We start from the raw sequence: 20,907 nt of genomic DNA, 5'->3' as shown, positions 1-20,907 counted from the left end.
AAACTCTGTCCTGTCGCTGAGAAAAAATTTACTCCCGAACCCGAACATGCCGGGAATCGCCAGTCGACCTTCGGTGCGGTCGTAAATATTCTCCTGTGCATCCTTCTGTGCTGCATTGCCAAGTTGTAGCGTCAGATTCGTCCAGGTGACCGGGGCGGAGATATTATCGCCACGAACGGTCATGAGAATCCGTCCGTCTTTTCCAAAAAACAGAACCAGCTTTGTTGCTGTCTGGCTTGTTTTGTCGCCCCAGCCATTATCCAGCCAGATAATTTCTGTTATTCCGGTCGTCTCTTCCGTTTGTGTGGAAAAGGTGTAATACCGTCCCGGGTGCAGGTTGTGCGCAGTTCTGGCTACAGTCGCCATATCGCTGGCAATAATTGAACGCGCTCCGGCGTCCGTCATTCCGTAACCAAATGCACCAGGCAGCGCAACACGGCCTTCCGAGCTGTCGTAAAGGTCTGTCTGAATGTCCCTTACCGCTGCGCTTTTCAGCTCAAGCTCATTGCGCATGGTTTCCACTGTGGCCTGTGCCAGCAGTGACCGGGCTTTTTCTGACAGTGGAGACAGTGAAGCATTTCCGTCCTGATTAAAGCACAGAAGATTATCTGCCCGTTCTTCCAGATTACTGATTGCGGTTAACACGTCACTGAGTGGTTGTTTACCCGCCAGCGCGTTCATGATTGTTGTCGCAAACTCCGGGTCATTGCCCAGCGCCGCTGCCAGCTCGTTCAGTGTGTCCAGGGCTTCCGGTGACGAGTCAACCAGTGCGGCGAGCAGTTTGCGGACAAAAGCCGCATTCGCTGTTTCCAGACCGGCAGCATCATCCGGTGGTGTTGGTGTGGTTGGCGTGCCGGTGAACGCCGGGCTGTCCAGTGGCGCTTTTGTTTTCGTCTCGTCCATGACGGCTTTGACGGCTTTTGGTGTAGCTGCCAGTTCTTCGCTGTCGTTGTCTGTATCACTACAGAGTTGCACCAAACCTTTTTGCGTCGTGCTGGCGTTGGTTCCTTTCAGGTCATTGACTATCCGTTGCGCCTCGTCCTTGTGTTGTTCTGCCAGCCGCTCGCTTTTTGCTGCCGCTTCGGCGCTGGCCTTTGCCTCGCCGGTCAGCGTTGCAGCTTCACCGAGTTTATCGACCGCTTTCTGGACTATCTTATCGGCATCTTTGACCGCCTGTTCTGCCCGGGCGGCATTCTGGTTTGTTTCAGAGGCCAGCTCTTCAGCTTTCTGGACATTACCCGCAATTTCTTCTGCATCCTGCCGTATTTCCCCTGCGAGGGTTTCTGTATCCTGGCGGGCCTGTTCAGCAGCGTCCGCATGCTCTCTGGCTTTTTCTGCGCTTTGCTGCGCCTGTTGCGCCAGTTCCTCGAATTTCTTCAGGGCTTCCGGGCGCAGGTCAATATCGGTTGCCCCCAGAAAATCATTCAGCGAACCGTCTGTCGAATCTTCATAAACGCGAATGACACCGATTTCTGAAAGGCGCTGTGTGCTTTGTGTCAGGCGAACGCTGTACACACCCGGCAGAACGGGGAAGTCGTACTCCCCGCTCTGTGTGGTGACGTGGCTGAAAACACCTTTCAGAATCCCTGCGCGGTTGTGCAGGGAGGTCAGTGTAATGGTTGCGCCGCCCAGCGGTTCTCCCGTGGGCGTTTTAATCACACCTTTAAGCTGCGGCATCGGGACGCTCCGGCCAGTTGATGGAATTAAAGGAGGCTTCATCGGTAACGGTGCTTAAATCCAGCGCCTTCAGTGATTTGATATGCGCCATCCACCGCGCCAGACGGGCTTTATCGTCATCGCTGATGATTCCCAGTTCCAGCTCAGTTTTCCAGTCGGAGGTGATTTCCCTTGCTTCAGCCAGCAGGTGCTGGCGTTGCGTTTCCGCTTTCTGCTGCCAGTTAATTACGGGTTCTTTTAATACCGGATATCCGTTTTCGCCAGATACAATAATAAAACCGTCAGTCTGGCCCTGTAACAGTCTCTGATATTCTTCATCCGTGATTTCCTGTAAATCATTCGGCCACGTTCCCGCATTTTCATAATCACCCTGAAGGCCAGAATGATAAAAACCGTTTGTTGATGGGCTGAAATAAATAGTCATCATTAATACCCTATCGCTGTCCAGTACATAACGCCGTTATTCTCGCTGTTGAATGTCGCACCTGCTGCTGATAACGATTTCAGGGAAATAGAGTAATCAGCACGGGTGTATGCGTTGGTAATAGTGATGCTGGTACATGCTGACGGAAATGATATCGGAAACGTCAGCCCGGCACTGGCATTGCCGAGATACCCCCACTGAATAATCACCCCGGTGGACGTGTCCTTAAACCAGCCATTACCGGCTTTTGACGCCGTGTTTTTTTGCTGGTAACGGTTGTCACCTTCAGTTTGTGACATTCCCGCAGAAATCGTGATATCGCGGCTGCCATCAAACAGCACATTGTTAATCCTGCGGGCCGTCTGAAGGCGGGTTGCCGTTCCGGCGTTGCCGCTGATGTTGTTGATGGTGATATCCGACATCAGAGCCATGCCGTTGACCTTGCGGGTATTCGGTACGGCATTACTGGCTTTATTTACCGTGTCACGTAATGAAAGCGCATTGATAATTTCATCGGCTGTGGTTTTCCCGAGAATACCGCGCACAAACGCACTGAGCGGCGTTAATGCCATTGTGTCTTCGCCCGTAAAATACGGGAACGTATTATTCTGACCGGTTAATCCGGCAATAGCTCCGGCTGAACCACTGTTCGTAATAAACAGTTTTTTCAGCGCCGTCATAATCTGGTCGGTGGTGTTTTTATCCGGTTTGATATTTGCCTGCCGGAGAATTTCCAGCAGTTCAGACTGAATAATATTAAACCAGTCCGGCCCCGGATAGGTGGGCGGAATACCGTTCCCGCCTTCGGTGAAATAAAGCGTTGTTTTGCTTAATTCAGCCGCGACAGGTGGCATTACCGGTACACCCGTCGGGTTATCCACATGAAACATAAATTATTCTCCGGTGTAATAATATTCATATTCCGTGCCCGCCAGCCGGTAATGCTTCAGCAGGCATTCCAGCTCGCGGGTCCGTTCGCTGATTAATGGCGTCATGACGTCATCAATACAGGTAAACCGCCCGGCATCTTTATCCGGGACTTCAACTTTCAGCAGCCAGCGATACCGTGCCGGATGCAGCGGGTACATGCAGTCACGCAGGCAGTGGTGCGGCAGAACGGCCGTCACCTTAATGGTGAAGCCCAGCGCCGCCGCAGCGGCTTCAATCTGCCAGGTTGCCAGCCCGCCTTTGCGGCGGTATTTCTCCACCACGGCCCGGCGGCGGGCTTCCGTTGTGGTGGCGGCAATTCCGCATTCCGGCAGCGCCAGATATTGCTCCCACTCCGGCAACAGCTGGAGCGTGGTTTCCGGTCGCATCTCCACATGCAGACGCGAGGCGTCGTATTCAACGCGGGTCAGACGCTCTGCAAGCGCTCTTAAAAAACGGTTTAAATCCGCGTCGTTATCACGCGGCCATGCCTTACCCCGTGGCATGACCTGTTGCAGTGCGGTCAGCCATTCCGTCACGCTGTGAGCCATGTCACCTCCCCGATGGTGATAAGCTCATCCACATCACTGGTGGTGTCTTCCCCGATGTTGAGAAAGTAATCCGTAATGCCGGACGTCATACCGATGGCCGTGCGCAGCGAGGACACCGGCAGCATCTGACCGGGGGCCAGCGTTTTCTGTAATGCGGTCAGGTTTGCCCGGACGGCGTTCCTGTTCGCCTGGCTGTCCGGTGTCAGACGGATGGACAGGTCGAGCTTCTTCAGCCTGACCTGCACCGGCCAGACCTCGATGCCGCCCGGTTTACCCACCATCACGCCGGTGGCCGGGTGTTTGTGGCAGAACAGATACTGCTCCATTGTCTTCAGGTCGTCCCGTGTGGGGATAATGTCTTCACGGTCATCATAAAGCCATGCCAGCCCGACCGTGCCGGGGCCGTGCCACGCATCCCATGCCCACGCGCGGCTGACGCCCGGCACTTCACGCGCCCAGATGACGTAATCATGTAGTGCACCGCCCACCGGGGGATTGCGGCGCACATACAGCAGACGGTCCAGCAGCTCTGCGATGGATTCAATATCTGCGCCACCGGTGATGCCACTTTCAGTCACCGCGCCGGTGCTGCCCGTTCCGGGTAGCGGGGACAACAGAGTGAGCACGGCACCGGCAGCAAGATTGCCCGCCACACCGGCTTCTTCAGCCTGCACGATGACGGTGACCTCGCCGTCCTGTACCTCGCCGGATGTGAGTACCTGATACACCTGATTCGTGTCGGACTGCATCCGGGTTTCTGCCGGAATGGGGGACTGACTGGTGAAGGTCACCGGCCCGCTGGCAAAGGTGGCCTGCTTGCGGATAACCCCTTCATACGTTGCTGTTTTGATAATGGTTTCATCATCAGACGTGGTGGACGGGATTATCTGGTCCTTAATCCAGCTCTGATGGTCGTATAAATCCCGGACCTGACTGCTGAATGACACGTTCAGCGCCTGCTCAACACTGACAGGCGGCAGCTTTTGCAGGCCGAGTTCATACGCAATATCTTTTTCGCCGTCGGCAATCAGTTTGCCCAGCGTGGGGATTTCATACGGCATTAATGGTGGCCTCCCATCGGCGGGTGATTTCAATTGTGAGCGTGGTTTTGTCCGGGCGGGTTAACACCACCTGAAAGGCAATACGGTCAGGGACGATGATTCTGGCCGTGACGGTGGCGTTACGGGCGTAACCGGCCCGCAGCAGCGGTTGCATGGACAGCCGCGCGTAATCTTCCACACGCAGGCGGACATCTTCCGTCAGCTTTTCACGCTCAAGCAGCCACAGGCGGGAACCCCACGAAAAATCGCTGTACGTGTCGCCCGGCCAGCCGCGCGGGTCGCCAGAGCCGTCAGGAATGACATCATCGTCATCAGCACGGGCATCGGTGAAAAGGCAGATAAGAACCTGAGTGACCAGCCCCTCATCCAGTGAGAGGCCGTTATGGGTGACGGTGATGTCACCCCGTGAGAGCATGTTATTCCAGCGGATTCCTGTCGTCATACGGGCGGTGATGTATTCTCATTGTCGCCGTCCTTATGAATGTGTTCGATGAATGATTTACCGTTGATTCTGACATCTTCAGTAAATTCACAGGGACCGACGAATTTCATTTGTTTACCGATAATATTCAGCAATTCGTCGGCGGTGAGATTTACCGTTTTCCCTGAAAAGTTTAATTGTTCTCCTGTGATTTCAATAATTCCGCCTTTCCTTAACGTGATATGTGATTTGCCGTCCTGGTGATACAGCCGGACGTCGCCGGTGGACAAGCCTTTAGGGCGACATCGCTTATCCTCCACCGCGATGGCAACCAGCCCGTCACGCCGTCCGCCCACGGCCAGCACGATGGCTTCTGAACCTTCCGGCGGAACGGAAGTAAACCCGTAATTCTGGAAGCGTTCCACATCGTCATCAGTGGCATCTGCCAGCGTCTGGATTTGAAGATTCTGCCGCTCCAGACTGTCAGACACCATGCGGACAATGGCACGGTCAACCATCAGCCGCAGACGGCGGGTAATGGCGTTTAATCCCATGTGGCCACCGCCTTTGTTTTCTTCGTCTTCGCTTTCATTTCCGGCATATCCAGTGATTCAGGCGGAACCAGCGCCAGAACCGTCATCCGCCCCTGTGCGCCATCCGTCCAGGTCACCCCGGATATCAGCCAGGTGGTTTTCAGGTTCTGAATGCTGTCGTCGATATCGACAAGGCGGTTGGTCTGCCACAGCGGGCCGCTGTCGCCCTGTTCGCGCCAGCCTGCCACCGTGATTTCCGTCGTGCGGGATTCCCCCAGCATCCGGGCTTTGTACCATTCCCCGCGAATGCTGGCCCCGCCCACGGTCAGGCTGTCTTCATTGACCAGAATGCGCGGGCGGTAACGGTTAATTTCCGGGTCTTCGGTGATGTACTGGCGACCACCCACCATCGAGGCAGGCTGGCTGTCCCACAGTTTGCCACCGGCACTGGTGGTGCCCTTGATGATGTACTGGCTGTTACGCTCCCGCCAGCTGAAGCGCCCACGGGCAGCGAGGATATTTTTCCCCAGCACCAGTGACACACCCGCGCGAACGGAAGAGGCGCGGGTGATAATCAGGTTACCTGCGCCGTCAGACGTCAGCAGAACGCCGCGCTGTTTTGCCAGCCGGTCGAGCAGTTCAAAGCCCGTTTCACCCTGTTCCAGAACAACGGACGCAAACGCCTCCCCGGTCGGGGTTTCCGTGATGACGGTTATCCCGAACGGGCGGCAGACATCAGCCGCCACCTGTTCAAGCCGCACGCCTTTCCATTTCCCGGATGAATGCACCACAGAGCAGTCCACCAGGTCACCGGTTTTGTCGCGCCCCATGACGCGGATCTCCACGTTATCTGCGTCATAGCTGGGGATAAAATCATCAATATACCCCGTCAGCACGGTATCCGCGCCCAGCCTGACCGTGCAGGGTTGCCCCTCACGAATCACGCGCGGTGCCGCCGCTGACCAGCGGGTTGTCACACTGAGATCAAACTCACCGGCAATCGCCTTCAGGGAACGGCTGATGGACATTTCCGTCCAGCCTTCCCACAGTTTGCCGTCAACGGTAAGAATCACGGATTCCATCAGTCGGTAATCTCCACAGGTTGCGTCGGCAGAATGAATGACGGATGGCGCAGGCGGTTACGCTGCACGATTTCATCCCGTCGGCTGGTGTCACCATGCTCGCGCCATGCCAGCAATGCGGCAGATGTGGTTGTGGTCAGCGTCACCTGCCGGGTTTCCGGCAGACGGGCGGCACGCTCGCGGGCATCCGTAATCACGGCCTGCCGTAAATCGCGCAGCGTTCGCCACAATGCCCGCTGGTTATTTTCCACCGCCGCCACCGCCTGCTCATGCAGTTCAGCCGCCAGCGTGTCACCGGCAGATAATGCCGCATCACTGGTATCGAACGTCATCGAGGCCACGGCATTTGCCTGTCCCAGCAGGGTTTCCAGCACAACCACCTGGCGGAAGTCGTCAATGTTCTTCTGCAGGCTGTCAGATACCGGCTGATAATCCGGTGACAGCCCGATAGCAAAGCCTATTTCACCGTCTGCCACGCTGCCGGGCTTCACGGTGATATCTTCCGGCAGTGCGCCGGTGGCAACCTGTCGGGCACGTTCTCCGGCCCACTGGTTGCGTAATGTCGTGTAAACCGCCAGTGCTTCGGGTGGTTCCGTCACCAGATCAACCACGCCGTCGATGAACGAGGACAGCTCACTGACCAGACGCCCCGGTGTGGCAATGATGGTTCCGGCCATCTCCTTAAAATGGTTCAGCCTGTCCATCCACTGATTCAGTGCTGCCGGTAGCGTGGGCAGGTTAGCCACAAGGTTTTCCATATCGGCCAGAAAGCTGTCGGCCATCTCACCCAGCCCGTCGAGTGCGCCGAACCAGTCGCCATCTTCAATGGCGGCTTTCACCGCATCAATGCCCGTCAGCACTTCCTGCTGCGTGTTATCCGCCGCAGACGGGAACAGGCGCTCGCCTGCCTCAAACACTTCAAAAGTGACATACGCAATGCCGTCTTCCTCCGTGCTGAGGCGATGGGTGACCTTGCCAACCTGTACGGTCTGTATCCCGAACCACGGGTGGATAAGCTCGCCGGGGCCGGGGATATTGAGCGCGTCTAAAAGGGCGTTTAAATCATCCTGGAAGTTTTTACCCAGCAGCTTTGCGTTAATCTGCTGTTGCCCCGGAACGGCCCCGTTATCATCCGTCCAGGCGGTTTCACGCCGGGGATACGCACGGGGAATGGCACGACGGCCACCGGTGCCTTCCGTATCCACCAGAAAGAAGGGGACGCCGCGAAACGAGGCATCGCGCAGCCCGTCCCATTTGCCTTTGCTCGTTGTCATTACCCTTGCTCCACGCTGGTGACGCCAGCCTGCGCACTGAGTCTGACGCCGGGTTGATCCACTCTGACACTTTTCACGCGGGCGTCACCTTCCACCACCACACGGATTTCCCCCTGCAACTGCTGCGGAAGGAAAGGATAATTCTGTGTGGGTTGCATACCTGCCCACGGTCGCGGGTCGGCAATGTTCTTATCACCAAGCGAATTGAACCAGTCTGTTACCTTACGCCAGACGGATTCCAGTGCTTTCTGGTTGTCCTGGCTTTGTTGTGCGAACTCGCGCTCCCACGGGCTGGCGCTGGCATCACCGGCAACGGATTTAGTGAGACTGTGAACCTCACCCGGCAGGGCGTATTGCGTGGTCAGAAAATCGTAAAATTCCAGAGCACCGGCAATGATGCCAGCGCCTTTACCTGCCTTTCCTCCACGGTTACCCGGACCCCGAGGATTGCGGGGATTGCGCGATGAATCCGGCGCATCCGGCAGACCGCCGGTATTACCATTCATCCCGCCACTGCCCATATTAACCACATAAACCGGCATCACACCGGAGCCGAAAACATCCGTAATGCCACCGGGTATCCCTTTGCCTTTCCCTTTGGGATTCATGATGTCGTGGATGGTTTTACCGAACTGATACGTCTTTCTGATGGCGATAATGCCGCCCAGCGCGATTGCCATATATTTACCGACCTGCAACCAGTTCTGGACAGTGTTCTGGTCCACGCTGTTAATGGCATCAGCCAGATCCTGAACGGGTTTTGCCAGCTGGTTGTGGGAGAATTTTTTCCAGCTGGTTTCCAGCGCCTGCATGGCCGACGTAAAATCCTGTGCAGCATACGCAGCATCTTTCATGATGCCTTTACCATCACCGACGACTTTCATATAACGTTGCAGGTTTTCTGCACCTTTGCCTGACGTTACGCTGCTTAAAAGCATGACTGAATCCTGGTTAAAACCGGCTTCAATCAGCCTTTTATTTTGTTCTTCTGCGCCCCGGTTCCCTGATTTTCTGGCAATCTCCTGAAGCAATAGTGGAAGCGAGCGCATCCGGCCATCTTTCCCGTAAACATCAATGCCATTTGTCCGCAATGTTTTTACAACCTTAGGAAGCTGTAAATCACGGATCAGGTTTTCAACAGCGGTTGCGGCGGTATCACGGTTCCCTGTGGCATCAACGGCAGATTCAAGTGCAACCCCTACGTCCTTGACACCCTGCACACCACGTCCGCCCGCAGCGGAATACAGCGACATCGCACGGGTTGCTTTTTCTGCGATGTCTTTCAGTTCATAGGCACCTTCTTTTCCCAGCAGGTTCAGGGTATCCATTGCCTTTAAGGCTTCGTTTTCATCCTTGATGCCGAACTTCGTAAACTGAGAAAACAGCGAGCCGATGGATTCGCCTGAACTTCCGGAAGCGGCAATAGATGCCGCCATCATTTCTTTGTTTTTAACACCAAAATCAATCTCACCCGTCACGGTGCCGACTTTTTCCACTGCGCTTATCAGTTCACTGTCATCAACCTTAAATTTGATGGCGGCATCCTGAATACCATTCAGCATCTGTGCCATTTCGTCGCGCGTCTTTTCTGCGGCAATACCAATACGGGTCATCCGGCGATCCACCTGCGCAAACTCACGCATCATGGCGCTACCCGCAAAACCGGCAATCATCGCCGTGTAGCGGTTACCCAGCGTGTCAAGGCCACGCGTGGCGGCCTCCGTTGTAGCTTTGACAAGGCGCATGGCCTTCTGATGGTTCCGGGCGAACTGCGACATGTTTGCGCCGTACTGCCGGGCTTTGGCGGTCAGGTTCCCGGCAAGGTTGATCATGATTTCCGTGCTGAGACGGTTACCTGTTGCCATGCTGTTTCTCCAGTTGCTTTATCAGGCGGAACAGCTGCCGCAGGGGCAGCTGTTCCAGGTACTGAATGCTGAATCTCTGGGACAGGTTAACCAGCAGGTTCATCAGTGCCGCCGCCAGCGGCATCAGTTCGCCCCCGCGTTGCCACCTCCTCAAGCATGTCATCCAGCGCAGCGGCTTTGGTGCTGATAAGTTCAAGGTCTGCCGGGTGGAGCATTCGCAGCTGTTTCATGTCCAGCGGGCCTGGAATGCTGCCGATGGCCGCAACCTGACGGCGCATCATCTCCAGCCCCATCAGCACTTCAGAGCAGTAGGCCACCGCCTTTCCGTTCTCGCCCAGTACCACACGTTCTGCGGCCAGTTGTGCATCAATCACATCACTGGCGGTCAGTTCGCGCAGCTTCACGGTTTTATGCAGGGTTTCATCTGCCGTGCCTTTGCCGGTCAGAAGCCCGTGTTTCAGTTCAAATTCCATCGCGGCCATGTCACACCTTCACGCATTTTTCACCGATAAAGTTGGCACTGATGGTGCCGGAATCCTCGTCCAGCTCCGCCGGGTTATCCGTGGCGGAACCCGTCATCATGTAGTTCAGGCCATTGTCGCCGTAGAACATCACCGTGACGTCTTCCCAGCTGCTGATTTCAATCACGTCCATATCCGCAGCCGCCGCAATGGTCACTTTGATGGACGGCGAGGCCATCTTGCTGGAGATGCCCCAGACCTTGCCGCCGCCCATATGCTTGGTGCGGCTGAAGCCGCCCGGGTTCAGCGTGGATTTCCCCTCGGTTTTAATTTCGCGGCCATTCACGCGAATGGTCGCCATGCCAAGAATTTTTGCCATGTGGTCCCCTTAAAGCTTGAACTGAATCAGGCCTGCCAGCACACGCAGCTGGTTCACCAGATTCGGGTGGCAGATAAAGTTCAGGCGGTTTTTATCGCTGCTGTCGCGTGTCACCTGAAGCGTGTCCTTGTAATCGCTGAAGTTCTCCACAAGGCCCGCAGGAATAAGTTCGGTCTGGCAGATATCCAGCAGCTCTGCGGTGCACAGCTTCGGCGTCATCACCGGCTGCCCCGCATCCAGTGAGTCCAGCACGTCATCATCTGCCAGCTTGTGGCGCGGATAACGGTTCGTGAAACGGTTTTTGATGATGTAACGGATACGGCCCAGCGTGGCGGGGGACTGCACATCCAGGTACGACACATCCGCATCACCGTACTGGTTAACCCGGTACATGGTGATTTCACGCTCGATGCAGACGTTATCCCCGGCGTCCACCATGTGCGTGGCAATGCCGTCATGCAGCAGCAGGTTACGTTCCGGCATATCCCAGCGAACATTACGCGCAGGCGGTAGAATGCCGGTCAGGACCAGCGTCTGAAGCGGACGCGCCGGGTCAATGGCAAGGTGATACGCTGCCGTTGCGCCGTATGACGCGGCCCACATCCACGCCGGATGCGGTGACAGGTTGGTGCCGATACAGCTAATCAGCCAGTCATTGCGGGTTTCACCAAACGTGCCGGTTTCCCCGTGCGTGCCACGAAACGCCGTCCACAGCTGCGCCTCCATCATTTTGAGCGGCCCCCAGCGGTTCAGCAGTTCATCACGCAGGGTGTTCAGGCTTTTCGTGTCGGTGAACGGGGCGATGATATCGGTAAACCACTCCGGGCCGATGGCCGCAACGGCATCCGCCATTTCCGGTGTCCCGGTGCCGCCGGTAAACGCAGTAGCGGTCACCTTCACACCTGCCGGGAAGGCTTCACCGGTGTAGTAGTTCAGGCGAACGTCGGCACCGTTGCCGGTGACGCCGTGCCAGTTCACGGTCAGCTCCACGGTATCCGTGGCATCATCCTTCACCGCAGCGGCCACCTGCGTGGCAGGCTTTTTCGTCACCGCATCAGCAATGGCTTTTGCAATGTTTTCCTTCGTAGCCCCGGCGCTCACGCTCACCTGAACGGACACACCGTTAATCAGCAGTGCCACCGTTCCGGCTTCAGTCGCTGTACCCAGCACGGTCAGCGTGGCTTTTGCGGCAGCGCCTTCAGGCGCGGCAACCGGCATTGCCCAGGTTTCCGTGTACGTGTTGGCACGGCGCAGCATTTTGAGCATTTCAGCCAGCATCGACCCTTTGCCATAAAGCTGGTCTGCCTGGCTGTCACTGGTGATGCGGGTCAGTGACAGGGCGTCTGCGCTGCCGGACGATACCGCATGGCCCATGACCAGAATTTTTCGGCTTTGCGCGGATGCACCATCCAGCGCCTGTGAATTGTCGATATCGATCCAGACAAGCGGGACGCGGATATCATCAGGAATTGAACCCAGCGACATTATTTTTTCCCTCTGGTTTTGTTGCTATTTTTCGGAAGCGCGGTTATTTCCACATCTCCCTCGGCTTCACGGCGCAGCCAGTAAGCGCAGACGTCGAGACGTTCCCCTTCCGGGGATAAATGCGCGCCATCCGGTTTACGGACACGGACGTTTTCCCGCGCTGGCTTAATCAGTTTCTGTTCCATCGTCACCCCGTACATGGATCACGTCGTTAATTTCAGTGTGTTCACCGCTACGCAGCGTTGCCCCGAGGCGCAGGAAGTCCGGGAGCGCGGCGAGATCAATCTCTTCATCCAGCCGAAATTCCTGCTCCCACGTCACCGCCCACATGGTGACACCCAGCCCGTCGAGGCTGGCGGAGTAAATGTTGTCTGCCCGCACATCAGCAGCCAGGCGTTCAGCCCCCATGCCCGCTGTGGCATCCGACGACAGCAGACGTTTGATCACCTTTCCGGCCAGCACTTCACAGCGCACGTCGCGGGAGTACCCCCACGAATCCGTCGCCATGATGTAAGCCACCCAGGTAACCAGACCGGACAGCCCGCCGCGCGGGTTGATATCCCGGACACGCAGGGCAGCTACCCGGATACAGCCGGTACGACCGGACAGATAGCGCTTCACTTCTTCCGGGCTGTTGAACTGGCCGATGTGACGCTCCACCACGTCGGCCCGGTCAGGGGTTTTCCCCTGAAGTGCTGTTTTCAGCCAGGCCACAATGCGCTCTGCGGCCGCAACGGTGCTCCCCGGTGTGCGCAGTTCAGGGCGTTGTTCTGTCATGGCAGAACCTCCTTCCAGAAATGACTGATAACCTGTTGCAGCTCCTGCTGATTGGCAGAAGACAGCCCCAGAAATTCACGTTGCGGAATGTTCATCATGCGGTTATGTGCGCCGACGGTCTGCCAGACCGGATATTTCAGCGCCCGCCCGAAACACTGCGAGATAAGCCGTTTGTGGGCGCTGACCGGCACACTGCCGGAAAAGCCGTCATTCATGATGCGGGCATAATCCAGCGGTGAACCGATACGCACCACGCGGTTTTCCACGATGTACTGGATACTCTCCAGCAGATGGCCTTCACCGCGCAGCAGACTCTGGTTGCCGTGGCGGGTCTTTTTGTACCCGTCAGACCAGTCCGGCCAGCGTTCGCCACCCGGACTGGTTTTCTCATCGATGATGCGGCGGCGGGTCTGTGATTCCACCACCGCACCGATGCTTTCCAGCAGCTCTGCCTGCAATGAACCATCTGCCAGCTTTTCAACGGCACGGCGGATATCCTCCAGCCGCTGGTCACCGCTGACCTGTACAGAAATCCCCATCACAGCACCCCTTTCAGGTTGTTACGGGTGAACAGCCGGGCATTGGCACCCACCACAATGATCTTCCCGTGGTCGGTTTCTGCCGGGGTGGCATACGTCGGCAGACCCAGGTCACGGGTGCCGTTCGCCATCTCACGCAGGGTTTTAATGGCGTCGTCGTAGCGTTTCTGGATCAGCTCCGTGATTTGATTGTCACGCTCTGACAACCAGTAAAACGCCAGCGATACCGCCACGCGTTGCAGCGGGCGCGGGATTTCCGTCACTCCCAGCGGCAGCTGGTAGCGGCGGGACAGAAACGAATCAATTTCCGCTTCGGCATCACTGATGGCCTGACGGATTTTGTCTTCATCCAGTTCGTTGGTTTCCCGGTTAATCGCCATGTTCCAGACAAGATTGCCGTCCGCGCGTAACAGGTCTTCCTGCGTGATATACCCCATCAGCCTTTCTCCGCTTCCCGGACAATCAGATTCGGCTCTGCCATCAGGCGGTTGGCAACCGCAGCGGTCACCGCCACATCCTCACCGGCATGTGACCAGAAACGGCCACAGCGCCAGAACCCGTTTTCAGACACGGCCCGGACGTTCAGCCGGACAGGGGCGTCACCCTGTACAGTAACCGGGTCTTCAGCCGGACGTGGTTCATTCGCCTGACCGTCAGCCACAATAACGTCTGCCTGCGGTGCCGGGTTTTCCTGTGCTGTGCTGTTCTTTGCGGCTTTCGCGCCTTTGGTTCCTGCTTTTTCACTCATGACTCTGCCTTTTAAAAGGCAGTTAAAAGGGCATTCACAGCGCCTTTTAACTGCGGTTTACAGGTTACGCGACGGGTTATGCCGGCGTGGTGATGAACGGGCTGACCACGATGTCCACATCCTTGTACCAGATGTTGGAATCGCCGCCGTTAACCAGCATGGCGTCAATGATGCGCTTCGCCGCCGCGCGGTTTTTCGGTCCCACCACAAGGGTGGTCGGGCGGATGCCCAGCGGTTCACCGTTGGTGGTCTTCATACCCAGCAGCAGATTGCTGGCCTTCTCGTAGTTCTCCGCTGTCAGTGCCGCACGGGAACCGACGGCGGTCTGCCAGAAGCCGAAGCCCGCATTGCAGCGACCGTCCACCCCGTAAAGGAACTCGTTATTCTTGAAGGTGTGCTCGCTGTTCAGATCATCCAGGGCTTCAAACTTAAAGGCGCGTCGCGTCTGCCAGATGATGGGTTTCAGTACCTGAGAATCATCAATCAGGAACCACGGCTCTCCCTGGTCTGATGCCGGGGTGCCGACAACATTGCTGCAGGTGCCGTCGCCCAGCGGGTGGTCTTCATCAAAGAAGTTCTGACCGTCAAAACACAGGGTGTTAAACCCGGCACACAGCAGGGGGTAACACAGCTTGTCCGGGAACTCCGATGTCTGGCGGCCATAGCGTTCAGCGATAATGCTGTACTGACCAATCTGATCGTCTTCAATGTGTTCGCGTTTAACGCGGATCGAACTTTCCCAGGTTTTGTTCGCCAGGGTGTAACCATAACCGTCCAGCGTTGCCATCTGACGGGCGCTGACCCATTCCTTAATCTCCGGTAAATCTTTCATCCAGCCGTAGGTATTGGAGGCGGACGAACTCGGGATTTCAGAGGCGATGCGCTGCCACTGTGGGGTGACACCACTCAGACCACGGGTATAAGCGGCGCTCAGGCAGGTGGTCAGCGCGTGAAGGACTTCGGAAGTGACTGCTCCCATCAGTTATTCTCCTGTTTCGGTTTAGCGGCGAGGAACTCTTCCCCGGTAATACCCATGCTGCGACACATCGCCAGTTCGGCGTCGGTCAGTGTCTGCGCGGGTTTATCCTTGCCCTGGCTGGGCTTGTCGTTGTTCACCAGCGGCTGTGCACCTTTGGTGTATTCCGCAAACTGTTTGCGGCCTTCTTCCGTGCGGCAGGTGGCAAGGAACATGTCACGGTTTGCCGGGGCCACTTTTCCGGCTTCGATGGCCGCATCCACAAGCGCTTCTGCTTCCTTCTCTTCCAGTTGCTGAAGGCGTTGTTCTGCGGTTTCGGCACGGTTCAGTGCCAGATTGTGGGTTTCCACCGGTACAAACTTCGTCAGGTCAGGTGTCTGTGCGCGGTTCAGCGCCACCTGTTCGTTCTCCTGAAGTTGTTTAATGGCGGCCACGGTATCGTCCACCGTGGCAGATTCAGCCAGCCCAAGCAGGCCGGTGATTTGCACAGGTACTGTCATCGGGTTTTTCTCCGTATTCAGTGCAGGAAAATCCAGGTTAGGTTTGTTGGTCAGCCCGACGCTGGACAGGCGCGTCACCACACCGTCTGCGTCAAAGAAAAACGCCGGGCTGTAATAGCGGTAACGGCGTTCGCTCAGCATCCACCGGGCGTACTCGCTCCAGACAACACGGCCTTCAATGGTGCCGCTGTCCGTCACGCGCAGTTCTTCCACCCAGCCATACGCCGGAGCTTCATCACCGCGTTGCCCTTTAATTTCGGTGGCGTGTTCAATGTCCACCGGAATTTTGATGTCGGACGAACGGGTGACCACCTCATGCGGATTGCGGTTAATCCACGTCCGGCCATCGCGCCCGGTGAACTCACCCGCAGGAACGAGTTCAAGCCATTCAGGCAGTTGAGCGGGTGTCAGCTCAGGGATGGGTTCTGGCAGGGAAAAACACAGCGCCAGCAGTTCCGGTTGCATGTCAGTCTCCGTCGTTTGGGGTTACCGACGGTCAGTATGCGGAAGGCAGAAAAAAAGCCGGATTTACCGGCTTCACTGAAAACGGGGAAATACCCCCTTCAAAACCCCTTCAAAAACGCCACAGCATCTTCAAAAACGTCAGAATGCACATTCACGCCATCAGAATAAAAAACGCGTTTCTGATGCGTTTCAGGGGGATTTACGGCGGGAGGGTTACTCACTGTCAAAACGGGCCTGTTTTGTCGCCAGCTGGCGCGCCAGCTCCTGCTCACGGTTTATGCCGGGATTGTAGTTCCAGCCCGGATCAATCCCTTCCGGCACATCTTCCTCTTCGCCCGTGCGTTTGTTCACCCAGCGGACAGTTCTGATTTCCGGCGCTTCGGTGTGAATGGTGCCCTGTGCCGCCAGTTGCGCATATTCACCACGGCTGACCTGACGGATGGTGCATTTGCAGCCCCAGCCGTTAGGGGCGAAATGCGTCTGCCAGAACGGGTGGTCTACAGGCAGACACAGACGCGCCCATTTCACATGCTCCGCCCGGTGGTCGCGGGATGGCCCCAGCTCGTAAATCAGATACGGCATGGCCCGCTTTGTCCGTTGAATGCGTTCCCACTGGCCCGCCGCGCGGGCGGTGCGCATGTTGGTATCAAAAATCGTGCGGAGGCGGCGGTCGCTGCCCAGCTGTACGGTTCGGGTTTCGCCCGTCAGCGGATCATCCATCTCCTGTACGCCCCACCATCCGCGTTTTATCAGCAGCGGTTGCAGCGCCTCCCGGAACTCGCTGAACGTCTGCCCGCTTTGCAGGGCGTCTTCCACAAGGGCTTTCACATCCGACAACAAATCCAGTTGCAGCATTTTTGCCACGGTGAAGCTGTTCCGGTGTTCTTCCCGCCATACATCCCGGTAATCAAAACCGGGGCGCAGCTTCTTCGCCTTCAGCCACGCCAGCGCCTCTTTCGGGATGAGAGTTTCACGCATGACCGGTGTCCCCCAGCGCACGCGCCTTAAAGCACACCTCCGCCAGTTGCAGGGCAAAGTCGTCCGCGTTCAGCGTTTCCTGAAGCTCAGGCAGGCGTTTCAGAAAGTCATCAAAACTGTCGCATTCCTGCGCCAGTGTCAGCACCGGGTTCGTGAACGCCTCGCCGGTTTTCTGCCAGTCACGCAGGGCATCATCCACCATCTGTGCCAGTTCATCGGGGTGTTCCCGGTTCAGGGCGACGCGCTCGCGGTTCATCGCCACATCACCTGACATTCCGGCAGACACCGGATGCAGAACATCAGCCCCGTCGTCCGGTTCAGCCAGGCCGAACCGGTCCCGCAGCTCCGATTCCTGAACCCGCATCCCCCGGTCAATCAGCGGCACCAGAGCATCTGTCAGCGCCTTCAGATCTTCCGCTTCACTGATACGCAGAACAACACGGGGGTAGTGTTCCTGTGGCCCGTAGTTGGCCTCGATGTAGGGCCGCACCAGATATTCATTCAGCGTGTTAGCCAGCTGCCGCGCGTCCCAGCGCACAATGTCCATGCGCACCTGATTGTGCACGTCCGCCTGTGAACGCGAACTGCCGTTATCCGTGGTCATGGTCTGCCCCAGCACAGCCTTACTGATTTGCGCATCACACCATTCCGCCATTTCACGGAACAGTGCGCCGCCGTTATTCCGGCTGGCGGTTTCCTTCATTTCCAGTTGCATGGACTGCGGAATGGCACACCCGGCATCCGAGGCAATGGAAGCAATCGCATCAATCAGCACGCGGATTTGCTCCTCCGTGGCGTTGGGGCCGTATTTCCCCACCGTGACCGGAATGCCGAATTTTTCCGCAAATGCCCACCAGTCGCGCACGGTAAAGGATTTCAGCATGTACATCACCGCCACCAGACGGGCCAGACCGTTACGCAGCGGCAAACCGGATTTCAGGCGCGGCTGGTGAACAATGAATTTTCCAGGTGTCAGCGGTACACCATCCACCGGTTCATCGTCTGTCAGCAGGCGGAACTGGCGCAGCGTGGGCTTTTCGGCTTTCAGAAAACGGGGATCAACCCACTCATAATCACGGGGCACCCAGTGGTTGTTGCGGGTGTTCCACAAAATTTCACAGACCGCCACGCCTTTTCCCAGCCCGTCGAGCAGATCAAACATCAGCTCAGGGATTTGCGGTGCCTCCATCAGTGCACGGATGGCGTCCGCCAGTTGCACGTCAGCATCGTCATCACTGGCGGCCACCACCACCGGTTCGATACCCGCCACCGTCAGCTTGCGGGTGCGCAGTACCGAGGCGTAATGCAAATCGCGTTCTTCCATCTCTTCAGCAAGGATAAAAAAATCACGCGTGATGCCGTCAGTAGCATTGCGCAGAATGCCTGCCAGCCTGCCGGGGTTCAGCCCGGAGGCGACGCTGATACCCGGCGAGGCCGAACGCACACCGGCATGACGCGGACGGGCCTGTGCTTCGTTGAGCGCCTCTTTTTTCAGCGTGTCTTCCTCACCGGTTGCCGGGTTCAGCAGACGGCGAACGGCCCCGGCCAGTTGTTTCAGGTTCACAGTAAACCTCCCTCATTTTTCAGGCCGCGTGTCAGCTTCATCTGGCGGCGCGCGTTGCGTTCTTCCGGTTTCGCCGGGCGGTTCAGGCGGTGCAGCTCATAACGGTGGCAGTCATCCTTGCTGGCAAGGAAGCCCAGGAAAATGGCCACCGCGGCGTCGCCGTGACGCTTGCGGCCATCGCTGCCTTTAGTACGGGCATCATCAATGCCGGGAATGCCACGCAGTAACTGAATGGCCCCGAGGTCATTGATCACGTCTTCATGCTTCGGAAGGATCAGCTCATCATCTTCAAACGCCGCACGGAAACGGGGCATGTTTTCGCGGTAGAACGCCACGGACAGCATCACCTGTTCCACTTCATCGCCGTACCGCTCCGCCGCCTGTTCTGCCAGATACTGACCATTCCCCCGCGCATCCATTTTGATGCCGTCACGACGGGGCAGACGATCGCAAAGCCAGAACAGCACCTGCTCCTGCTGTTTAAACGGCACATTGCCAAGCTCAACCAGGAACGGCACCTCGCGGGTGGTGTCATCGTTCACCGTCACAGGGGCCAGTACGGTCAGGTCACCCGAACGCGCAAAGTCTTCCCCCAGACAGTGGCGCAGGTTCTTCGGGAGTTTTTCCAGCTCGGGGCGCACCACTGTTTCCAGCCATTCCCGGATATCTGCCCGGCGCTGACTTTCCGTCAGTGCGTTAAATTCCGGTGTGCCGGTAAAGCGCAACACTTTTCCGGTGCCACGGGCCGCACGTTCACGCAGTGAGCGGGGGATATACGTGCCGCCGCCGTTTTTCGGGACGCAGTAATATTCCTCCAGTGCGTCTTCGCGGGTGGCGGTATTTCGTAGCAGGCCTTCTTTCCATTCCGCCTCGGCTTCCGGTGACCACACCATGCCGCGCACCTGACAGATACGCCGGTACAGCCCGTCATTGCAGGCGTCGTCCAGCGTGATGGTGTGAATGCTGTAATCTTTTTTGCCCGCGCGGCTTTCCTGAATAAGCTGATTAAACAGGTTGTCCACGCCGTCATGGGTGGAAATAAGGCGAATTTTGCCGCCCCATGTTTTCAGCGGCAGCACCGCCTTCAGCAGCTCGTCCAGTTTTTCATGGAACGCGGCCTCGTCGATGGTGACATTCCCCTGCATCCCGCGAATGTTGCTCGGGTTGCTGGACAGTGCCTTGACCTTAAAACCGCTGGCGAAGTACACGACGAACGTCAGAATGTCCTTGTCTTCGTCGGTGATCACTTCCTCGCAGATTTCTTCCGCTGCCGCATTAAACGCTTTCGCCCACATCGCCACGGCGTCGATAAATTCGCGGGCCATCTCCTTATTCGAACCGATATAAAAGTGATCGCGCCCGCCGTCTTCCTTCTTCAGTGATGCCGTCAGTGCCGCATCCGCAGCTTCCGCCCAGGTTAAACCGGTACGGCGGGATTTCTCGGCGATTTTCAGGTCGGCATCATCCGCCACCCAGCGTTTCTGATACGGCAGCAGAACATCATATTCACTGAACGTGTCCATTTGTGTCATGCGCTAATCCCCAGAATTTCACGTTTGATGGTGTCAGCCGCACCACCTGACAGACCGCCCGTTCTGACCAGTTCTTCGGTTTTCTCTGCCATCTCCTGCGCAAACGCATCGCGGATCGCTTTCTCGCGTTTATGGCTGGTCATGGCTGCCGCTTCCAGACGCTGGGCGACCAGCGCCAGTTGCCCCAGCGCCTTCGGTGCAACGGGCTTGTCGTCTTCTGCCATCGACATGGACGTTTCAAAGGCCAGCGTTTTTACAAACTCCATCAGCAGCTTGCCGACGTCTGACGTCGGCGCGGAACCCAGCTTTGCCGCCCAGACTTCGGCCATTTCGCGGGAGGCGCGGATTTTTGCCCCGACTTTTTCCATGCGGATGGCGTAGCGGTTTAAGCCCGTCCGGCTTAACTGCATCTCTTCCGGCAGGTTGTGTTCGTCAATCAGGGCGTTGATGGCTTCGCGGATTTCTTCCTGCGTGTGCCGCTTTTCCCGCAGCATCTGATGCAACTGCTCCCGGATGCTGTCCGGGAGTAAATCCACTTTGGAAAGACGACCACGGGTGGGACGTTGTTCATTTTCCATGTGTGCGCTCCTGTTGCTCACTACGCTGTAAACTTTCGTATGCAGATTTCAGTGCGCCGTTCTGGATTTCCCGCCATGTCAGGTTGTGCGCCAGACGGCGGAGTTCATCA

Annotated in this window: 24 protein-coding genes; all 24 read right to left on the bottom strand. The window is 57.0% G+C overall.

Going from position 1 to position 20,907, the window contains the following annotated elements; all coding sequences use genetic code 11:
- Positions 1-1,677, bottom strand: a 1,677-nt coding sequence (locus tag A9587_RS23225; RefSeq protein ID WP_172955464.1) for a prophage tail fiber N-terminal domain-containing protein, incomplete at its 3' end; no start/stop codon positions are given.
- Positions 1,664-2,104: a tail fiber assembly protein gene (locus tag A9587_RS23220; protein WP_000988326.1), complete on the bottom strand. Its 441-nt coding sequence runs from the start codon at positions 2,102-2,104 to the stop codon at positions 1,664-1,666. The genes A9587_RS23225 and A9587_RS23220, both read right to left, overlap by 14 nt.
- Positions 2,104-2,991, bottom strand: a complete 888-nt coding sequence (locus A9587_RS23215) for a gp53-like domain-containing protein (RefSeq protein ID WP_000469175.1) — start codon at positions 2,989-2,991, stop codon at positions 2,104-2,106. The genes A9587_RS23220 and A9587_RS23215 overlap by 1 nt, the downstream gene beginning before the upstream one ends.
- Before the next feature lie 3 nt (positions 2,992-2,994).
- Positions 2,995-3,579, bottom strand: coding sequence for a YmfQ family protein (locus A9587_RS23210; RefSeq protein ID WP_000951402.1), 585 nt, complete (start codon positions 3,577-3,579; stop codon positions 2,995-2,997).
- Positions 3,564-4,640, bottom strand: a complete 1,077-nt coding sequence (locus A9587_RS23205; RefSeq protein WP_001146188.1) for a baseplate J/gp47 family protein — start codon at positions 4,638-4,640, stop codon at positions 3,564-3,566. The genes A9587_RS23210 and A9587_RS23205 overlap by 16 nt, the downstream gene beginning before the upstream one ends.
- On the bottom strand, positions 4,630-5,082 hold the full coding sequence (locus A9587_RS23200; RefSeq protein ID WP_000206926.1) for a phage GP46 family protein: 453 nt from the start codon (positions 5,080-5,082) through the stop codon (positions 4,630-4,632). The genes A9587_RS23205 and A9587_RS23200 overlap by 11 nt, the downstream gene beginning before the upstream one ends.
- Complete coding sequence (locus A9587_RS23195; RefSeq protein WP_105281962.1) at positions 5,079-5,615, bottom strand: phage baseplate assembly protein V; 537 nt, start codon at positions 5,613-5,615, stop codon at positions 5,079-5,081. Before A9587_RS23195 ends, A9587_RS23200 begins: the two co-directional genes overlap by 4 nt.
- Positions 5,606-6,676, bottom strand: coding sequence for a phage baseplate assembly protein (locus A9587_RS23190; RefSeq protein WP_032084902.1), 1,071 nt, complete (start codon positions 6,674-6,676; stop codon positions 5,606-5,608). The genes A9587_RS23195 and A9587_RS23190 overlap by 10 nt, the downstream gene beginning before the upstream one ends.
- On the bottom strand, positions 6,676-7,950 hold the full coding sequence (locus A9587_RS23185) for a DNA circularization protein (protein ID WP_089552743.1): 1,275 nt from the start codon (positions 7,948-7,950) through the stop codon (positions 6,676-6,678). The genes A9587_RS23190 and A9587_RS23185 overlap by 1 nt, the downstream gene beginning before the upstream one ends.
- Entirely contained in the window at positions 7,950-9,815 is a 1,866-nt protein-coding gene (locus A9587_RS23180) for a phage tail tape measure protein (RefSeq protein WP_089552742.1), read from the bottom strand. Before A9587_RS23180 ends, A9587_RS23185 begins: the two co-directional genes overlap by 1 nt.
- 86 nt (positions 9,816-9,901) lie before the next feature.
- Positions 9,902-10,297, bottom strand: a complete 396-nt coding sequence (locus tag A9587_RS23175; RefSeq protein WP_052992785.1) for a phage tail assembly protein — start codon at positions 10,295-10,297, stop codon at positions 9,902-9,904.
- A gap of 1 nt (position 10,298) precedes the next feature.
- On the bottom strand, positions 10,299-10,655 hold the full coding sequence (locus A9587_RS23170) for a phage tail tube protein (protein WP_105281961.1): 357 nt from the start codon (positions 10,653-10,655) through the stop codon (positions 10,299-10,301).
- Between the two features lie 9 nt (positions 10,656-10,664).
- Positions 10,665-12,140, bottom strand: a complete 1,476-nt coding sequence (locus A9587_RS23165) for a phage tail sheath subtilisin-like domain-containing protein (protein WP_032084906.1) — start codon at positions 12,138-12,140, stop codon at positions 10,665-10,667.
- Complete coding sequence (locus A9587_RS23160; protein ID WP_024195697.1) at positions 12,140-12,325, bottom strand: DUF2635 domain-containing protein; 186 nt, start codon at positions 12,323-12,325, stop codon at positions 12,140-12,142. Before A9587_RS23160 ends, A9587_RS23165 begins: the two co-directional genes overlap by 1 nt.
- The gene (locus A9587_RS23155; protein ID WP_047084872.1) at positions 12,306-12,917 is read right to left on the bottom strand and encodes a hypothetical protein; all 612 of its coding nucleotides are present in this window, start codon (positions 12,915-12,917) and stop codon (positions 12,306-12,308) included. Before A9587_RS23155 ends, A9587_RS23160 begins: the two co-directional genes overlap by 20 nt.
- Positions 12,914-13,456: a phage virion morphogenesis protein gene (locus A9587_RS23150; protein ID WP_000513058.1), complete on the bottom strand. Its 543-nt coding sequence runs from the start codon at positions 13,454-13,456 to the stop codon at positions 12,914-12,916. The genes A9587_RS23155 and A9587_RS23150 overlap by 4 nt, the downstream gene beginning before the upstream one ends.
- Entirely contained in the window at positions 13,456-13,893 is a 438-nt protein-coding gene (locus A9587_RS23145; RefSeq protein WP_000540583.1) for a gp436 family protein, read from the bottom strand. The genes A9587_RS23150 and A9587_RS23145 overlap by 1 nt, the downstream gene beginning before the upstream one ends.
- On the bottom strand, positions 13,893-14,204 hold the full coding sequence (locus A9587_RS23140) for a hypothetical protein (RefSeq protein ID WP_105281960.1): 312 nt from the start codon (positions 14,202-14,204) through the stop codon (positions 13,893-13,895). Before A9587_RS23140 ends, A9587_RS23145 begins: the two co-directional genes overlap by 1 nt.
- A 76-nt stretch (positions 14,205-14,280) precedes the next feature.
- Complete coding sequence (locus A9587_RS23135; protein WP_052924212.1) at positions 14,281-15,183, bottom strand: Mu-like prophage major head subunit gpT family protein; 903 nt, start codon at positions 15,181-15,183, stop codon at positions 14,281-14,283.
- A complete protein-coding gene (locus tag A9587_RS23130; protein WP_032084910.1) occupies positions 15,183-16,145 on the bottom strand; it encodes a phage protease in 963 nt (320 codons plus the stop codon). Before A9587_RS23130 ends, A9587_RS23135 begins: the two co-directional genes overlap by 1 nt.
- Positions 16,146-16,358: 213 nt before the next feature.
- Positions 16,359-17,123 (bottom strand): phage head morphogenesis protein, encoded by a 765-nt coding sequence (locus A9587_RS23125; RefSeq protein ID WP_105269184.1) that lies wholly within the window; start codon positions 17,121-17,123, stop codon positions 16,359-16,361.
- Positions 17,116-18,687, bottom strand: a complete 1,572-nt coding sequence (locus A9587_RS23120) for a DUF935 domain-containing protein (protein ID WP_089552738.1) — start codon at positions 18,685-18,687, stop codon at positions 17,116-17,118. Before A9587_RS23120 ends, A9587_RS23125 begins: the two co-directional genes overlap by 8 nt.
- Positions 18,684-20,219, bottom strand: coding sequence for a terminase large subunit domain-containing protein (locus A9587_RS23115; RefSeq protein WP_172955463.1), 1,536 nt, complete (start codon positions 20,217-20,219; stop codon positions 18,684-18,686). The genes A9587_RS23120 and A9587_RS23115 overlap by 4 nt, the downstream gene beginning before the upstream one ends.
- Positions 20,216-20,797, bottom strand: a complete 582-nt coding sequence (locus tag A9587_RS23110; protein ID WP_032084913.1) for a DUF3486 family protein — start codon at positions 20,795-20,797, stop codon at positions 20,216-20,218. Before A9587_RS23110 ends, A9587_RS23115 begins: the two co-directional genes overlap by 4 nt.
- Positions 20,798-20,907: the final 110 nt, after the last annotated feature.

Origin of the sequence: Escherichia sp. MOD1-EC6162, from assembly GCF_002965125.1 — a bacterium.
Taxonomy (GTDB): Bacteria; Pseudomonadota; Gammaproteobacteria; order Enterobacterales; family Enterobacteriaceae; genus Escherichia; species Escherichia marmotae.
Note: the sequence above shows the minus strand (reverse complement) of the source record. Positions and strands in the feature narration are given on the sequence as shown.

Excerpts from the sequence above, each read along its gene's own strand:
- A9587_RS23220 (WP_000988326.1), bottom strand. The coding sequence starts at position 2,104 with ATGATGACTATTTATTTCAGCCCATCAACAAACGGTTTTTATCATTCT.
- A9587_RS23215 (WP_000469175.1), bottom strand. The coding sequence starts at position 2,991 with ATGTTTCATGTGGATAACCCGACGGGTGTACCGGTAATGCCACCTGTC.
- A9587_RS23210 (WP_000951402.1), bottom strand. The coding sequence starts at position 3,579 with ATGGCTCACAGCGTGACGGAATGGCTGACCGCACTGCAACAGGTCATG.
- A9587_RS23205 (WP_001146188.1), bottom strand. The coding sequence starts at position 4,640 with ATGCCGTATGAAATCCCCACGCTGGGCAAACTGATTGCCGACGGCGAA.
- A9587_RS23200 (WP_000206926.1), bottom strand. The coding sequence starts at position 5,082 with ATGACGACAGGAATCCGCTGGAATAACATGCTCTCACGGGGTGACATC.
- A9587_RS23195 (WP_105281962.1), bottom strand. The coding sequence starts at position 5,615 with ATGGGATTAAACGCCATTACCCGCCGTCTGCGGCTGATGGTTGACCGT.
- A9587_RS23190 (WP_032084902.1), bottom strand. The coding sequence starts at position 6,676 with ATGGAATCCGTGATTCTTACCGTTGACGGCAAACTGTGGGAAGGCTGG.
- A9587_RS23185 (WP_089552743.1), bottom strand. The coding sequence starts at position 7,950 with ATGACAACGAGCAAAGGCAAATGGGACGGGCTGCGCGATGCCTCGTTT.
- A9587_RS23180 (WP_089552742.1), bottom strand. The coding sequence starts at position 9,815 with ATGGCAACAGGTAACCGTCTCAGCACGGAAATCATGATCAACCTTGCC.
- A9587_RS23175 (WP_052992785.1), bottom strand. The coding sequence starts at position 10,297 with ATGGCCGCGATGGAATTTGAACTGAAACACGGGCTTCTGACCGGCAAA.
- A9587_RS23170 (WP_105281961.1), bottom strand. The coding sequence starts at position 10,655 with ATGGCAAAAATTCTTGGCATGGCGACCATTCGCGTGAATGGCCGCGAA.
- A9587_RS23165 (WP_032084906.1), bottom strand. The coding sequence starts at position 12,140 with ATGTCGCTGGGTTCAATTCCTGATGATATCCGCGTCCCGCTTGTCTGG.
- A9587_RS23160 (WP_024195697.1), bottom strand. The coding sequence starts at position 12,325 with ATGGAACAGAAACTGATTAAGCCAGCGCGGGAAAACGTCCGTGTCCGT.
- A9587_RS23155 (WP_047084872.1), bottom strand. The coding sequence starts at position 12,917 with ATGACAGAACAACGCCCTGAACTGCGCACACCGGGGAGCACCGTTGCG.
- A9587_RS23150 (WP_000513058.1), bottom strand. The coding sequence starts at position 13,456 with ATGGGGATTTCTGTACAGGTCAGCGGTGACCAGCGGCTGGAGGATATC.
- A9587_RS23145 (WP_000540583.1), bottom strand. The coding sequence starts at position 13,893 with ATGGGGTATATCACGCAGGAAGACCTGTTACGCGCGGACGGCAATCTT.
- A9587_RS23140 (WP_105281960.1), bottom strand. The coding sequence starts at position 14,204 with ATGAGTGAAAAAGCAGGAACCAAAGGCGCGAAAGCCGCAAAGAACAGC.
- A9587_RS23135 (WP_052924212.1), bottom strand. The coding sequence starts at position 15,183 with ATGGGAGCAGTCACTTCCGAAGTCCTTCACGCGCTGACCACCTGCCTG.
- A9587_RS23130 (WP_032084910.1), bottom strand. The coding sequence starts at position 16,145 with ATGCAACCGGAACTGCTGGCGCTGTGTTTTTCCCTGCCAGAACCCATC.
- A9587_RS23125 (WP_105269184.1), bottom strand. The coding sequence starts at position 17,123 with ATGCGTGAAACTCTCATCCCGAAAGAGGCGCTGGCGTGGCTGAAGGCG.
- A9587_RS23115 (WP_172955463.1), bottom strand. The coding sequence starts at position 20,219 with ATGACACAAATGGACACGTTCAGTGAATATGATGTTCTGCTGCCGTAT.
- A9587_RS23110 (WP_032084913.1), bottom strand. The coding sequence starts at position 20,797 with ATGGAAAATGAACAACGTCCCACCCGTGGTCGTCTTTCCAAAGTGGAT.